11 protein-coding genes and 1 pseudogene are annotated in these 14712 nt (G+C 72.2%); 8 read left to right on the top strand and 4 right to left on the bottom strand.

The genetic code is table 11. The annotated features are described in order from the left end of the window. The first annotated feature begins 80 nt into the window (after positions 1-80). From ON36_RS18760 to ON36_RS18750, 3 genes are all read left to right on the top strand, one after another. On the top strand, positions 81-1604 hold the full coding sequence (locus ON36_RS18760; protein WP_043655117.1) for a substrate-binding domain-containing protein: 1524 nt from the start codon (positions 81-83) through the stop codon (positions 1602-1604). A gap of 319 nt (positions 1605-1923) precedes the next feature. After that, positions 1924-3078: a glycosyltransferase family 4 protein gene (locus ON36_RS18755; RefSeq protein WP_052314119.1), complete on the top strand. Its 1155-nt coding sequence runs from the start codon at positions 1924-1926 to the stop codon at positions 3076-3078. Between the two features lie 115 nt (positions 3079-3193). Continuing rightward, positions 3194-5332, top strand: a complete 2139-nt coding sequence (locus ON36_RS18750; protein WP_043655114.1) for an amylo-alpha-1,6-glucosidase — start codon at positions 3194-3196, stop codon at positions 5330-5332. 49 nt (positions 5333-5381) lie between these two features. On the opposite strand, the pseudogene ON36_RS18745 reads toward ON36_RS18750, so the two are convergent. From ON36_RS18745 to ON36_RS18730, 4 genes and pseudogenes are all read right to left on the bottom strand, one after another. Beyond that, positions 5382-6265, bottom strand: a pseudogene (locus ON36_RS18745) (potassium-transporting ATPase subunit C). After that, positions 6265-8406, bottom strand: coding sequence for a potassium-transporting ATPase subunit KdpB (kdpB, locus tag ON36_RS18740; RefSeq protein WP_043655111.1), 2142 nt, complete (start codon positions 8404-8406; stop codon positions 6265-6267). The pseudogene ON36_RS18745 and the gene kdpB overlap by 1 nt, the downstream one beginning before the upstream one ends. After that, on the bottom strand, positions 8406-10076 hold the full coding sequence (kdpA, locus tag ON36_RS18735) for a potassium-transporting ATPase subunit KdpA (protein WP_043655108.1): 1671 nt from the start codon (positions 10074-10076) through the stop codon (positions 8406-8408). Before kdpA ends, kdpB begins: the two co-directional genes overlap by 1 nt. A 12-nt stretch (positions 10077-10088) precedes the next feature. Continuing rightward, a complete protein-coding gene (locus ON36_RS18730) occupies positions 10089-10268 on the bottom strand; it encodes a potassium-transporting ATPase subunit F (protein ID WP_043655105.1) in 180 nt (59 codons plus the stop codon). Positions 10269-10532: 264 nt separating this feature from the next. Here ON36_RS18730 and ON36_RS34890 point away from each other — a divergent pair, with 264 nt between their 5' ends. The 5 genes from ON36_RS34890 (at position 10533) to ON36_RS18710 (ending at position 14711) form a co-directional block, all read left to right on the top strand. Continuing rightward, the gene (locus tag ON36_RS34890; RefSeq protein ID WP_157224939.1) at positions 10533-10691 is read left to right on the top strand and encodes a hypothetical protein; all 159 of its coding nucleotides are present in this window, start codon (positions 10533-10535) and stop codon (positions 10689-10691) included. Then, positions 10688-13198, top strand: coding sequence for an ATP-binding protein (locus ON36_RS18725; RefSeq protein ID WP_043655103.1), 2511 nt, complete (start codon positions 10688-10690; stop codon positions 13196-13198). The genes ON36_RS34890 and ON36_RS18725 overlap by 4 nt, the downstream gene beginning before the upstream one ends. Further along, the gene (locus tag ON36_RS18720) at positions 13198-13899 is read left to right on the top strand and encodes a response regulator (RefSeq protein ID WP_043655100.1); all 702 of its coding nucleotides are present in this window, start codon (positions 13198-13200) and stop codon (positions 13897-13899) included. Before ON36_RS18725 ends, ON36_RS18720 begins: the two co-directional genes overlap by 1 nt. Positions 13900-13983: 84 nt before the next feature. After that, positions 13984-14430, top strand: a complete 447-nt coding sequence (locus ON36_RS18715) for an OsmC family protein (protein WP_043655097.1) — start codon at positions 13984-13986, stop codon at positions 14428-14430. Continuing rightward, positions 14430-14711, top strand: a complete 282-nt coding sequence (locus ON36_RS18710) for an acylphosphatase (protein WP_043655095.1) — start codon at positions 14430-14432, stop codon at positions 14709-14711. Before ON36_RS18715 ends, ON36_RS18710 begins: the two co-directional genes overlap by 1 nt. Position 14712 lies beyond the last annotated feature (1 nt).

Raw genomic sequence — 14712 nt, 5'->3', positions numbered from 1 at the left:
CGGATGTCGGCCCGAGCCGGCGGGGGCGGGTGCTGGTAGAACTGCGGCACGAGGAGTCTGGGTGACCGGGGGGCGGGGCAGTGAACGGGTTTCCGATCGAGACGGTGCTGGCCGTGATCGGTATCGCGGTGTCGGGCGCGGCGTTCGTGCGCGAGTTCGTGCTCGTCGGGCGCAAGAAGCTCGGCTACCGCGTGCAGATGGACGTGCCGATCACCGAGATGACCTCCGCGGCGACGGCGGGGGCGCTGGAGAACCTGCTCGCCAACGGCGAGGGCGGCTCCTGGGATCGCACGAAGCTGTCGGTGGTGCTGGTCCGGATCGAGAACAGCGGCTCGCTGGCCATCGAGGCCGACGACTACACGCTGAGTGACCCGGCCCGCCCGAAGGTGGGCGCGCACCTGAACTTCGAGGACCGCGAGGTGATCGGCTGCGCGATCGCCGAGACCGAGGGCGTCCCGCTGGACAACTTCGGCGAGGACTCGGGCATGGGCAGGCGCAACCGGGTCTCGCCGAACTTCGGCATCGTCGATCTGCCCAAGATCGCGCTGAACCGGCGCCAGCACTACAAGGTGCTCGCCGTGCTGCACCGGACCGCGGGCACCGGCGAACCCGCCGAGCCGGAGCTGGTGTGCACCCTGCGCAACGGGCAGATCGAGAAGACGACGAGCAACGACCGTCCCTCGGCGAAACTGCTGGCCCTGACCTCGTTCCTGGCCGTGGTCGTCGTGGCGCAGGGTGTCCTCGCCATCAACACCCGTACCGCGCCGCCGGTCGACTGCGCCTCGGGATCGCTGCGGGTGGTCGGTTCGACCGCGATCGCGCCCGCGATCGGCAAGGCCGCCGACCTGTACGCGGCCACCTGCACCGAGGCCGCGTTCCACCGCGAGTTCACCGGGACCGAGGACGGCCTGATCGCGGTGACCCGCTCGGCGGACCCGGGCTCGATCCTGGCCTTCGGCGACGGTCTCAAGGGCGAGTCGTACCCGGAGCTGCGCGAGCAGCCGATCGCGGTGTCCTCGTTCTCGATGATCACCCACCCCGGCACGGGCGTCTCCGACCTGACGGTCGCGCAGGTGCGCGCGTTGTTCCGCGGCACGGTGACCAACTGGAAGGAGCTGGGCGGCAACGACGTTCCGGTCGTGCTGGTCGACCGGGTGGCCGGTTCGGGTACCCGGCGCGCGCTGGAATCGCGGCTGCTGGAGCAGAATCGGCGGATCTTCCCGTACGTGAGCTGCGTCGGCATGGCGCGGGGCGGCCCGCAGTGCGAGGTCAAGACGACCGAGGAGATGGTCGACGCCGTGGCGCGGCTGGCGGGCGCGGTGGGGTACGCGGAGACCTATGCCGTACGGCCGCAGGGTGGTTCCGAGGTGCGTCGGCTCGCGCTGGACGGCGTCACCCCGGGGCCGGAGGCGGTGCGCGCGGGGCGCTACCCGTTCTGGGGTGTGGAGAACCTCTACACCCGTGGCGCGCCGCCGGGGGAGTCGCTGGCGGCCCGGTTCGCCGACTACGTGGTGGTGGGGAAGGCGAAGACCGTGCTCCAGGAGTTCGGTTTGGTGACGTGTCAGGAACTTTCGGACCCCAGCTCCTGCCGCCCGCCGGGCTGAGCGGCCCGCGCGGTTATCGGCGGGCATCCGCGCGACACGCCCACCGGCCGATCGGCGGGATCCGGACAAGGCCCCTTTCACCTGCTGCGCACCGTCGGCGCCGGAAAGGCTGCGCCCGCAACGCCTGCGACGCGCACGTTTTACAGCAACAGACTGGTTTACTTCCGAGTAGCGGGGTACTTTCGCTCTCGGCCCCCCTGATCAGGTGGAAGCAGAACGGTTGTAGGTGAGAGTCCGCATGGTCAGGACGATCGTGCTCTACGGAGGCCGGTTCCCGTTGTCCCCTGGAAGGAAGGTCATGAGTGCAGACGTACCGGCAATGACGCCGGTCGGGTTCGACGCGCCCGAGCTTTTCTCGGTCGAGCATCGCGGCGGACCCATGCGCATCGCGATGGTCGTACCCCCGTATTTCGATATCCCCCCGAAGGCGTACGGCGGTGTGGAAGCCGTCGTCGCGGATCTGGTCGACTCGCTCGTCGAGCGCGGCCACCACGTCACCCTGCTCGGCGCGGGGGAACCCGGCACCAAGGCGAAGTTCGTTCCGCTGTGGGACCGGGCCCAGCCCGAGCGCCTGGGCGACCCGTTCCCCGAGGTCGTGCACGCCCTGCGGGTGCGCCGGGCGATCGAGGAGATCGCCGAGGTCGACGGCATCGATCTGGTGCACGACCACACCTTCGCCGGCCCGCTGAACGCGCCGGCCTACCGGCATCTCGGCCTGCCCACCGTGGTCACCGTCCACGGCCCGGTGCAGGACGACTGCTACCGCTATTACCGCGAGCTGGGCGAGGAGGTGTCGCTGGTCGCCATCAGCGACCGTCAGCGCGCGCTCGCCCCGGACCTGCCGTGGGCGGGCCGGGTGCACAACGCGCTCCGGGTCGAGACCTGGCCGCTGCGCACCGAGAAGCAGGACTACGCCCTGTTCCTCGGTCGTTTCGCCAAGGACAAGGGCGCGCACCTGGCCCTGGACGCGGCGCACGCGGCGGGCATCCCGTTGATCCTGGCGGGCAAGTGCAGCGAACCGCCGGAACGGGCCTATTTCGAGGAGTACGTGCGCCCGCGGATGACCGAGCGGGATCAGTTCTTCGGCCTCGCCGACGCCACCGCCAAGCGTAAACTCCTCTCCGAGGCGCGGTGTCTGCTGTTCCCCATCTGCTGGGAGGAGCCGTTCGGCATGGTCATGATCGAGTCGATGGTGTGTGGTACGCCGGTGGTCGCGCTCCGCGGCGGCGCGGTGGGCGAGGTCCTCGCCGACGGCGTCACCGGGCGGATCTGCGACGACCCCGCCGAACTGCCCGCCGCCATCGCCGAAGTCGCCGGCTACGACCCGGTCGCCTGCCGGGCCCACGTCGTCGACAACTTCGGCGCCGACACCCTGGGCCGGGGCTACGAACAGGTGTACCGCCGGATCCTCGGCGAACACGACCGGCGGCGCAAGCCGCTGCGGGTACCGGTCGGGGCGATCGGTTCCGCCTAGCAACGAGCACGGCGATGGCCGGGTGCGCAGGCACCCGGCCATCGCCGGTGCGGACGACGTGTCAGCGACGAGCGGTTCTGTGAGAGACGAGCGGTTCTGTGAGAGAGGAACGTCGATGAGTGCCGCGGACAACGCGTCCGGCCCCAGCCCGCTCAACGCGGGGGAGCCGGCGGGACTTGGTGCCTACGGGGAGGCCATCACGCTGGTCGAGGGCGGCAGCTTCTGCCTCTCGGACCGGCGCGGTGACGTGGAACCGGGCCGCCCACAGGGGCTGTTCTTCCGGGACGCCCGCGTGCTCTCGCGCTGGGAGCTGCTGGTCGACGGCAAACCACCCGAGCCGCTGTCGGTGCTGAGCCCGGAGGCGTTCGCCGCCCGGTTCGTGCTGCGCAGGCCGCCGCAGGCCGGCCTCGCCGACTCGACGCTGCTGGTCACCCGGGACCGGATGGTCGCCGACGGGATGCACGAGCTGATCACCCTGGAGAACATGGGCCGCGAGGCCACCGCGGTGGTGCTGGAGCTGCACGTCGATGCCGACTTCGTCGACCTGTTCTCGGTCAAGGAGGGCCGCTCGGGCGGCAGGCGCGCCGAGATGACCACCACTGACGGCGAATTGCTGCTGCACGACCGCTCGGACCTGTCGCGCGGGCTCGCGCTGACGTCGAGCGTGGAGCCGATGGTGCTGCCGGGCACCATGATCTGGCGGGTCGTCGTCCCCGCGGGCGGCCGCTGGCAGACCGAGATCACCGCCTCGCCCGCGGGCGCCGCGCAGCGCGCGCCCACCCAGGGCACCGTCGGGGAGCGGTACCGGGCCAGCGAGCCGGTGCGCAAGATCCAGGCCTGGCGCAACACCGCCACCGACATCACCTCCGATTCCCAGCTGCTGACCCGGGTCCTGCGCCGCACCGAGAGCGACCTCGGCGCGTTGCAGATCCACAGCGATACCGGCACCGGCCGCCCGTTCGTCGCGGCGGGCGCGCCCTGGTTCATGACCCTGTTCGGCCGCGACTCGCTGCTCACCGCGTGGATGTCGCTGCCGCTCGAGGTCGATCTCGCGCTGGGCACCCTGCAACAGCTGGCCGAATTGCAGGGCCAGGCCGTCGATCCGCTCGTGGAGGAGGAGCCGGGCCGGATCATGCACGAGATGCGGCGCGGCCCCGCGGTCGGGCAGGTGCTCGGCGGCCAGATCTACTACGGCACCGTCGACGCCACCCCGCTGTTCGTCATGCTGCTCGCCGAATGCCTGCGCTGGGGCGCCGATCCGAACGCCATCCAGGCGCTGCTGCCCGCCGCCGACCAGGCCATCGCCTGGATCACCGAGTACGGCGACCGCGACGGGGACGGCTTCGTCGAATACCAGCGGGCCACCGATCGCGGGCTGATCAACCAGGGCTGGAAGGACAGTTTCGACGGCATCAACTTCGCCGAGGGCAGGCTGGCCGAGGCGCCGATCGCGCTGTGCGAGGTGCAGGGCTACGTCTATGCCGCGTACCTGGGGCGGGCCGAACTGGCCGAGGCGTTCGGCGACTATCCGACCGCGACCCGGTTGCGGGATCGCGCCGCGCAGTTGCGGATCAAGTTCGCCGAGCAGTTCTGGCTACCCGAACGCGGCTGGTACGCCGTGGCCCTCGACGGCGGCAAACGCAAGGTCGACGCGCTCACCAGCAACGTGGCGCACTGCCTGTGGTCGGGGATCGCCACCGACGAGCACGCGGCCGAGCTGGTGCAGCACCTCGCGGGCGCGGAGATGGATTCGGGTTTCGGCCTGCGTACCCTGGCCACGTCCATGGGCGCCTACAACCCGATGAGCTACCACTGCGGCTCGGTGTGGCCGCACGACACCGCGATCGCGGTGGCGGGGCTCATGCGCTACCGGCACGTCCCCGGCGCGGCCGAGCTGGCGATCCGGCTCGCCGGCGGCCTGCTGGACGCGGCCGCGGCCTTCGACGGGCGGCTGCCCGAGCTCTTCTGCGGATTCCCGCGCGGCCGTTTCGCCGCGCCGGTGCCGTATCCGACCTCGTGCTCGCCGCAGGCGTGGGCGAGCGCGGCGCCGCTGCTGCTGGTGCGTTCGTTCCTCGGGCTGCAGCCCGACGTGCCCAACCGGACCCTGACGATCTCGCCGCGCGTCCCCTCGGACTGGGGACGCCTCGTGCTGTCGGAATTCCGGTTGGGCGACACGACCCTCGACCTCGAGGCGGCCGGCGATCACGTGCGGACCTCGGGGGTGCCCGACGACTGGCAGCTGATCATCGAGTAGCGCGGAGCTCCGGCCGGGCGGTCGCCGCCCGGCCGGCGCCGCGCCCGCGTCAGCGGGGGACGGGGTAGCGCGCGTCCAGGTCGATGTTGAGTTCCAGCACGTTCACGCGCGGCTCGCCCAGGAAGCCCAGGGTGCGGCCGTCGGTGTGCGCGGCGAGCACGGCGCGGACCCGCTCGGGCGCGACCCCGCGTGCCCGCGCCACCCGCGCGACCTGGATCTCGGCGTAGGCGGGCGAGATGTGCGGGTCGAGGCCGCTGCCGCTCGCGGTCACCGCGTCGGCGGGCACCGCGGGATCGGCGGGGGCGTCGCCGCGGATCGGGACGATCCGGCCTGCGGCGTAGTCGGCGCCGGGCTCGGCGCAGGTCACCCGCACACCCCGGTACTCGGCGAGAAACGGTGCGGCCGGGCAGGATTCGTTCACGCTGACCACCGCGACCGGGCGCGAGACCCCGCCGTCGGCGTCGCGCGGCCCCAGCACCGACAGCACCGCGCCGACGCCGCCCGGTGTGCAGAACGGGCGGCCGCCGTGACCCCCTCACGGTCGCCGACCTCCTTGCTCCGCGCGCACACCGTGCTCAGCAGGCTCGGCCTGCTCGCGGTGTCGACGACGTCCTCGGGGCCGAGATTGCTCGCCGCCGTGGACAGCGGGTCGTAGCCGTCGCCGGCCACCGAGGGCCGGGACTGGAAGTAGCCGGGCAGCGCGGCGCCGTCGGCGCCGGTGAACGACTGCCCGATCAGGCTCGAGCCGACCAGCGTGCCGTCGACCGTGCGCAGCGAGCCCTGGGCGCGTTCGCGCAGGCCGGGCAGCTGGGCGACGGCGAACACCGCCAGCGGGTAGACCAGGCCGGTGATCACGGTGAGGACGAGCAGGGCGCGCAGACCGGCCAGGTGCTGGCGGAGCCAGGTCGCGTCGCGGAGGGAGAGAGCAGGCATCAGGACATCCCGGGGAGGAGCTGGACGATCAGGTCGATGAGTTTGATGCCGACGAACGGCGCGACGACACCGCCGAGCCCGTACAGGGCGAGGTTGCGGGTCAGCAGGGCCGAGGCGTCGGCGGGCCGGTAGCGGACCCCGCGCAGGGCGAGCGGGATCAGCGCGACGATGACCAGGGCGTTGAAGATCACCGCGGACAGGATCGCCGACTGCGGGCTGGCCAGGCGCATGATGTCGAGCCGGTCCAGCCCCGGGTACAGCGAGACGAACAGCGCCGGGATGATGGCGAAGTACTTGGCGATGTCGTTGGCGATGGAGAACGTGGTCAGCGCGCCCCGGGTGATGAGCAGCTGCTTGCCGATCTCGACGATCTCGATCAGCTTGGTGGGATCGGAGTCCAGATCCACCATGTTGCCCGCCTCTTTGGCGGCCGAGGTGCCGGTGTTCATGGCGACGCCCACGTCGGCCTGGGCCAGGGCGGGGGCGTCGTTGGTGCCGTCCCCGGTCATCGCGACCAGCCTGCCGCCTTCCTGCTCGGCCTTGATCAGCGCGAGTTTGTCCTCGGGGGTCGCCTCGGCGAGGAAGTCGTCGACCCCGGCCTCGTCGGCGATGGCCTTCGCGGTGAGCGGGTTGTCGCCGGTGATCATCACCGTGCGGATGCCCATGCGCCGCATGTGCTCGAAGCGGTCCCGCATCCCGTGTTTGACCACGTCCTTCAGGTGCACCACGCCCAGCACGCGGGCCGTGCCCGCGCGGAGCTCGCCGACCACGAGCGGGGTGCCGCCGGAGGCCGAGACGCCGTCGACGATCGCGCCGACCTCCGGCGGGACGGTACCGCCCTCGGCGCGGACCCATGCGCTCACGGCCGAGGCCGCGCCCTTGCGCAACCGGTGGCCGTCGGCGAGGTCGACGCCGGACATGCGGGTCTGCGCGGTGAACTCCACCCAGGTCGCGCCGGTCAGTTCGCCGGGCGTGCGTTCGCGCTTGCCGTGGGCCCGCTTCGCGTAGATCACGATCGAGCGGCCCTCGGGGGTCTCGTCGGCCAGGCTCGACAGCTGGGCGGCGTCGGCGAGCTCGTCGTCCGGGACGCCCGGTGCCGCGAGGAAGTCCGCGGCCTGCCGGTTGCCCAGGGTGATGGTGCCCGTCTTGTCCAGCAGCAGGGTGTTCACGTCGCCGGCCGCCTCCACCGCGCGACCCGACATCGCCAGGACGTTGCGCTGGACCAGGCGGTCCATGCCCGCGATGCCGATGGCCGAGAGCAGCGCGCCGATGGTGGTGGGGATCAGGCAGACCAGCAGCGACACCGCCACGATGCCGGTGATCCCGTGCGCGTCCAGCGCGATCGAATCCGGCATGCCGGGATCGCCCGACACGGCGAAGATCGCCATCGGTTGCAGGGTCACCACGGCGAACACGAAGATGATCGTCAGGGCGGCCAGCAGGATGTCGAGCGCGATCTCGTTGGGTGTCTTCTGCCTGCTCGCGCCTTCGACGAGCGCGATCATCCGGTCGAGGAAGCCGGCGCCCGGTTCCTGGGTGATCCGCACGACGATCCGGTCGCTGAGCACGGTGGTGCCGCCGGTGACGGCGCTGCGGTCGCCGCCGGATTCCCGGATGACCGGGGCGGATTCGCCGGTGACGGCGGATTCGTCGACCGAGGCGATGCCCTCGACCACGTCGCCGTCGCCGGGGATCACCTGACCCGCCTCCACGACGACGTGGTCGCCGCGCCGCAGTGCCGAGGCCGCGACGGGTTCCTCGACGACCCGCGCCCCCGGTGACCAGTCCGCCAGCCTGCGGGCGGCGGTGTCGGTCTTGGCCTTGCGCAGGGTGTCGGCCTGGGCCTTGCCCCGGCCCTCGGCGACCGCCTCGGCCAGGGTGGCGAACAGCACGGTCAGCCACAGCCACACCACGATCGCCCAGCCGAAGAAGCTCGGGTCGGCGACGGCGAGGACGGTGGACCAGGCCGCGCCGATCTCCACGATCAGCAGGATCGGCGTGCGCCACAGGGTGCGCGGATCCAGCTTGCGCACGGCGCCGGGCAGCGCGGACAGCAGCAGGCCCGGGTCGAGGATCCCGCGCGGGGCGCCGCCGCGCGGACGCGGCGGCGCCGCGGGGGATTCGAGAGTGGGAGCGGACATCAGTGGATTCCCTCGGCGAGCGGCCCGAGCGCGAGCGCGGGCAGGAAGGTGAGCGCGACCAGGATCACCGTGACCCCGGCGACCAGGCCGACGAACTGCGGCCGGTGGGTGGGCAGGGTGCCCGCGGACGCGGGGGTGCTGCCCTGGGCGGCCAGCGAACCGGCCAGCGCGAGAACGACGATGATCGGCACGAAGCGGCCGAAGAGCATCGTCAGGCCGAGCGCGGTGTTGTACCAGTCGGTGTTGCCGGTCAGGCCGGCGAAGGCCGAGCCGTTGTTGTTGGCCGCGGAGGTGAAGGCGTACAGCACCTCCGAGAGCCCGTGCGGCCCGGAGTTGAGCATGCCGGCCCGCTGGCCCGGCATGGCCACGGCCACCGCGGTGCCGACCAGCACGAGCAGCGGGCTGACCAGGAAGTAGGTCGCCGCCAGTTCGATCTCGCGCGGGGTGATCTTCTTGCCCAGGTACTCCGGTGTCCGGCCGACCATGAGCCCGGCGACGAAGACGGTGATGATCGCCAGGATCAGCATGCCGTACAGGCCCGAGCCGGCCCCGCCGGGCGCGACCTCGCCCAGCTGCATGTCGACCATGGTCATCATGCCGCCGAGGCTGGTGTAGGAGTCGTGGAAGGAGTTCACCGCGCCCGTCGAGGTCAGCGTGGTCGCGGTGGCAAACGTGGCCGAATCCGCCACGCCGAAGCGGGTTTCCACGCCCTCCAGCGAGGCGCCGACGGCGGTCGGCACGGTGCCGTGGTGCTGGAGCTGGAACAGGTTGGTCAGGGTGACGGCGATCAGCGCGAGCACCACCATCACCGAGACGATGGCGTAGCCCTGCTTCACCGAGCCGACCATGCGGCCGAAGGTGCGCGGCAGGGAGAAGGCGATCACCAGCAGCAGGAAGATCTCGATCCAGTTGGTCCAGGTGGCCGGGTTCTCGAACGGGTGCGCGGAGTTGGCGTTGTAGAAGCCGCCGCCGTTGGTCCCGAGTTCCTTGATGACCTCCTGGGAGGCCACCGGCCCGCCGGTCAGCGTCTGCGGCGCGCCGCCGAGGGTGGTCGCGACCTGGTCGTGGCCGGCGAAGTTCTGGATCACCCCGCCCGCGACCAGCACGATCGCGAAGACGAAGGCCAGCGGCAGCAGCAGGCGCAGGCTGATCCGGACCAGGTCGACCCAGAAGTTGCCCAGTTCCCCGGTGTGGCGGCGCGCGAACCCGCGGACCAGGGCCACCGCCACCGAGATCCCGACCGCCGCGGACACGAAGTTCTGCACCGCCAGCCCGGCCATCTGCACCAGGTGGCCCTGGGTGGATTCGCCGGCGTAGTTCTGCCAGTTGGTGTTGGTGACGAAGCTGACCGCCGTGTTCCAGGCCAGGGCGGGGGTCATCTCGGTGCCCGGATCGGTCGGGTGCAGCGGGAGGTGACCCTGCGCCAGCTGGAAGAAGAACAGCAGCAGCACGCTCACCGCCGAGAACGCGAGGACGCTGCGGGCGTAGACCGGCCAGGTCTGCTCGATCCCGGGGTCGGCGCCGATGACCCGGTAGACGGCCCGCTCGACCCGGCTGTGCGCGCGGCCGCCGACCACGCGGTACATGTAGTCGCCCAGCGGCACGTGGACCAGTGCCAGCGCCGCGACCAGGGACGCCACGAAGGCGATCCCGGCTGTCGTCGTACTCACCTAGAACCTCACCTAGAACCTCTCGGGGAACAGCAGGGCCGCGACGAGGAACACCGCGACGCCTGCGGCCAGCGCCAGGCCGATCAGGTTCGCGATCACAGCTTCTCCACCCCGCGCCGGATCAGGCCGAGCAGCGCGAACGCGGCCACGGTGAGCACCGTGAACACCACCACAGACATGACTTCCTCTCATCGCCCGGCTTTCGGGCGCGCTGTCATACAAGCGCCGATCCGGCGCGCCGGACCGGTCCCTTACGGGTCCTTGACGCGGGCCGCCGGTCTCTTGACGCGGCGTTGACATCGCCGCGCCGCCGCGCGCGATCGGCGTCAAGGACGCGGGCGCGGGCGTCAAGAGGTCGTAAAGATCGCGGAGCCCCCGCCGCGGCGGCGGTACAACGGGACGACGGAACCGGCGCAGCCGCCCGGTCCGGCCCGCCGTGAGCGAGAGGAGATCGCCGTGTCCGCGGTGACCGTGTGCGTGGTCTTCGGCTTCGTAGCCGCCCTGCTGGTCTTGCGCGTGCTCGGCCGCGGGGCACCGGTGGCGTCGACATCGGTCGCGGTGCTGCCCGTGCGCGTCCCCGCGGAGACGGCACGACCGGCGATGATGAACGAGTGACCCGCGGTCGGCTACGCATCTACCTGGGCGCGGCGCCGGGCGTCGGCAAGACCTACGCGATGCTCGGCGAGGCGCACCGGCGGCTCGAACGCGGCCGCGACGTCGTCGCCGCGGTGGTGGAGACCCACGGGCGCGCGAAGACCGCGGCCCTGCTCGACGGGATCGAGGTGATCCCGCGCCGGAACGTGTCCTACCGGGGCACCACGCTGCCCGAGCTCGACGTCGAGGCGGTGCTACGGCGCAGGCCCGCGGTCGTGCTCGTCGACGAGCTGGCCCACACGAATGTGCCGGGCAGCCGCAACGCCAAGCGCTGGCGCGACGTCGAGGAGATCCTCGACGCGGGCATCGACGTCATCTCCACGGTCAACGTCCAGCACCTGGAGAGCCTCAACGACGTGGTCGAGCAGATCACCGGCGTCCCCCAGCGCGAGACCGTGCCCGACGCCGTCGTCCGCGGCGCCGACCAGGTCGAGCTGGTCGATCTCACCCCGGAGGCGTTGCGGCGCAGGCTCTCCCACGGCAACGTCTACGCCGCCGACAAGGTCGACGCCGCGCTGCGCAACTACTTCCGGCCCGGCAACCTCACCGCGCTGCGCGAGCTGGCGCTGCTGTGGCTGGCCGACCAGGTCGACGCCGCGCTGGCGAGATACCGCGCCGAGCACCGGATCACCGACGTGTGGGAGGCCAGGGAGCGCGTCGTCGTCGCGGTCACCGGCGGGCCCGAATCCGAGACCGTGGTGCGGCGCGCCGGCCGGATCGCCTCCAAGTCGAGCGCGGAGCTGGTGGTCGTGCACGTCGTGCGCGGGGACGGCCTGGCCGGGGTCTCCACCGAACGGCTGGCCCGGCTGCGCGATCTGGCGGCCGGCCTCGGCGCGTCGCTGCACACCGTCACCGGGCAGGACGTGCCCGGCGCGCTGCTGGACTTCGCCCGCGAGGTCAACGCGACCCAGCTGGTGCTCGGCACCTCGCGGCGCTCGCGCTGGGCCCGCATCCTCGACGAGGGCATCGGCGCGACGGTCGTGCAGCGGTCCGGGAAGATCGACGTGCACATGGTGACCCACGAGGAGGCGGGCCGTGGCGCGCGCGTGCCCGCCCGGCGGCTGCGCAGGCCGGTGTCGGCGTGGTCGGCCGCGTTCGTCGTCCCGGTGCTGGTCAGCGTGATCAGCTCGTTCGGTCTCGACGGGTTCCTCGAACTGGGCGGACTGAGCGCGGTGTTCTTCGTCGGCGTTGTCGCGGTGTCGCTGCTCGGCGGCGTGCTGCCCGCCGCCGCCTCGGCGCTGCTGTCGGGACTGCTGCTCAACTGGTTCTACACCGCGCCGCGCTACAGCCTGACCATCGCCGAACCCGACAACTTCGTGACCGTGGTGGTGATGCTGATCGTCGCCGTCGCGGTCGCCGGCCTCGTCGACGTCGCGGCCGAACGAACCCGGCAGGCGCGCAAGGCGTCCCGCGAGGCCGAACTGCTCACCCTGTTCGCCGGCGCGGTCCTGCACGGCGCGGACCTGCCCCGGCTGCTCGAACAGGTCCGCGAGACCTACGGCCAGCGGGCGGTGAGCCTGCGCTGCGGCCCCACGATCGTCGCCGCGGTCGGCGCGACACCGCCCACCGCCGACGACGACGCCGACACGGTCATCGGCGCGGGCGACGCCGACAGCGCCCTGCTGCTGGCCGGGCCCCGACCCGCCGCCGCGGACCGGCCGGTGCTCAGCGCGGTGGTGAATCAGGCGGTGGGACTGGTCAATCAGGCCCGGCTGGCCGAGGAGGCGGGCGCGGCGGCCGCCCTGCTGGAGGCCGACCGGTTGCGGCGCGCGCTGCTCTCGGCGGTGTCCCACGACCTGCGCACCCCGCTGGCCGGGGCCAAGGCCGCCGTGTCGAGCCTGCGCAGCGGCGATGTCGAGTTCTCCCCCGCCGACACCGCCGAGCTGCTCGAGACCGTCGAGGAGTCCGTCGACCAGCTGACCGCGCTCGTCGGGAATCTGCTGGATTCCTCGCGGCTGGCCGTCGGCGTGGTCGCGCCGCGGACCCAGCGGGTCTACCTCGACGAGGTCGCGCACCGCGCGCTGGTCGGCGTCGGCATGGGCGCGCGGGGACTGCGGCGCGCGGCCCGCGACCGGGTCACCGTCGAGGTCGGCGAGTTCTCCGTCCTCGCCGATCTCGGCCTGCTGGAACGGGTCCTGGCCAACCTGCTCGACAACGCGCTGCGGCACTCCGGGACCGCGCCGGTGCGGGTCACCGCCGAACGCGACGGTGAGCGGGTGCAGATCGCGGTCGTCGACCACGGTCCCGGCATCGCCGCGGGCGAGGAGGACGCGATCTTCGAGCCGTTCCAGCGCCTCGGCGACCGGGACAACACCACCGGGGTCGGCCTCGGCCTGTCGGTGGTGCGCGGCTTCGTCGAGGCCATGGGCGGTAGCGTCCGGGCCGAACCGACACCGGGCGGCGGGCTCACCGTGCTCGTCGACCTGCCCGCCGGGACACCACCGGCCGACCCAGCGAAGGACGGGTGATGACCGACAAAGCGCCCGGCGCCGTGACGGTGCTCGTGGTCGACGACGAACCGCAGATCGTGCGGGCACTGCGCATCAACCTGTCGGTGCGCGGCTACGAGGTGATCACCGCGGGCACCGGCACCGCCGCGCTGCGGCTGGCCGCGGAGAAGCGACCCGACGTGGTCGTGCTCGACCTGGGCCTGCCCGACATCGACGGGGTCGAGGTGCTGGCCGGGCTGCGCGGCTGGACCTCGGTGCCGGTGATCGTGCTCTCGGCGAGGACCGACTCCGCCGACAAGGTCGAGGCGCTGGACGCGGGCGCCGACGACTACGTCACCAAGCCGTTCGGCATGGACGAGCTGCTGGCCCGGCTGCGCGCCGCCGTGCGGCGCGGCGCCGCGGCGAGCGATGTCGACGACCCGGTCGTGGTCACCGACTCCTTCACCGTCGACCTCGCCGCCAAACAGGTGACCAAGCGAGGGCAGCCGGTGCACCTGACGCCCACCGAGTGGGGGATGCTCGAGATGCTCGTGCGGCACCGCGGCAAGCTGGTCGGGCGCAAGGAACTGCTGCGCGAGGTGTGGGGCCCCGCCTACGACTCCGAGACCCACTACCTGCGCGTCTACCTGGCCCAGCTGCGCCGCAAACTCGAGGACGATCCGGCCCGGCCGCGGCATCTGCTCACCGAGGCGGGCATGGGCTACCGGTTCCGGCCCTGACCCCGGGGCGAGGAATGCCGCCGGGCCGCCCGGCGTTCGACCGGTCGTCACCCCGGAGAACACCCACATGGCAGGATCGCACTCATGGCTGAGCAGAACGCACCCGTGACCACCCCCGGCACCACCGAACTGTGGGTGGAACGCACCGGAACGCGCCGCTACACCGGGCGCAGCACCCGGGGCGCCGAGGTGCTCATCGGCTCGGCCGACGTCCCCGGCGTGTTCACCCCGGGCGAGCTGCTCAAGATCGCGCTCGCCGCCTGCACCGGCCTGAGCTCGGACCTACCCCTCTCGCGCCGCCTCGGCGACAACTTCGACGCCACCATCCGCGTCTCCGGCGACGCCGACCGCGAGAACGAGGTGTACCCCCAGCTCGACGAGGTCCTCGAGATCGACCTCTCGGAGCTGGACGAGGCCGCCCGCGAACGCCTGCTGGTCACCGTGCAGCGGGCCGTCGACCGGGTGTGCACCGTCGGGCGCACCCTGAAGGCGGGCAGCAAGGTCACGCTGAACTTCTCCGTCGAGGCCTGATGGACACCGCCCCGGTCCGGCTCGTCGCCTGGGTGCACGGGTGGGTGCAGGGCGTCGGGTTCCGCTGGTGGACCCGTTCGCGCGCACTGGAACTCGGGCTGGTCGGCTCGGCGCGCAACACCGCCGACGGCCGCGTGCACGTCACCGCCGAAGGGCCGCGCGACCGCGCCGAACGGCTGCTGGCGCTGCTGCGATCCGGCGATGCGCCTGGCCGGGTCGACCTGGTTGTGGAAAGCTGGGAGCCCGCGCGCGGCGGACTGACCGGATTCGAGGAGCGGTAGT

This window comes from Nocardia thailandica NBRC 100428 (assembly GCF_000308795.1).
Lineage (GTDB): Bacteria > Actinomycetota > Actinomycetes > Mycobacteriales > Mycobacteriaceae > Nocardia > Nocardia thailandica.
This window is presented reverse-complemented; position numbering and strand designations above follow the sequence as displayed.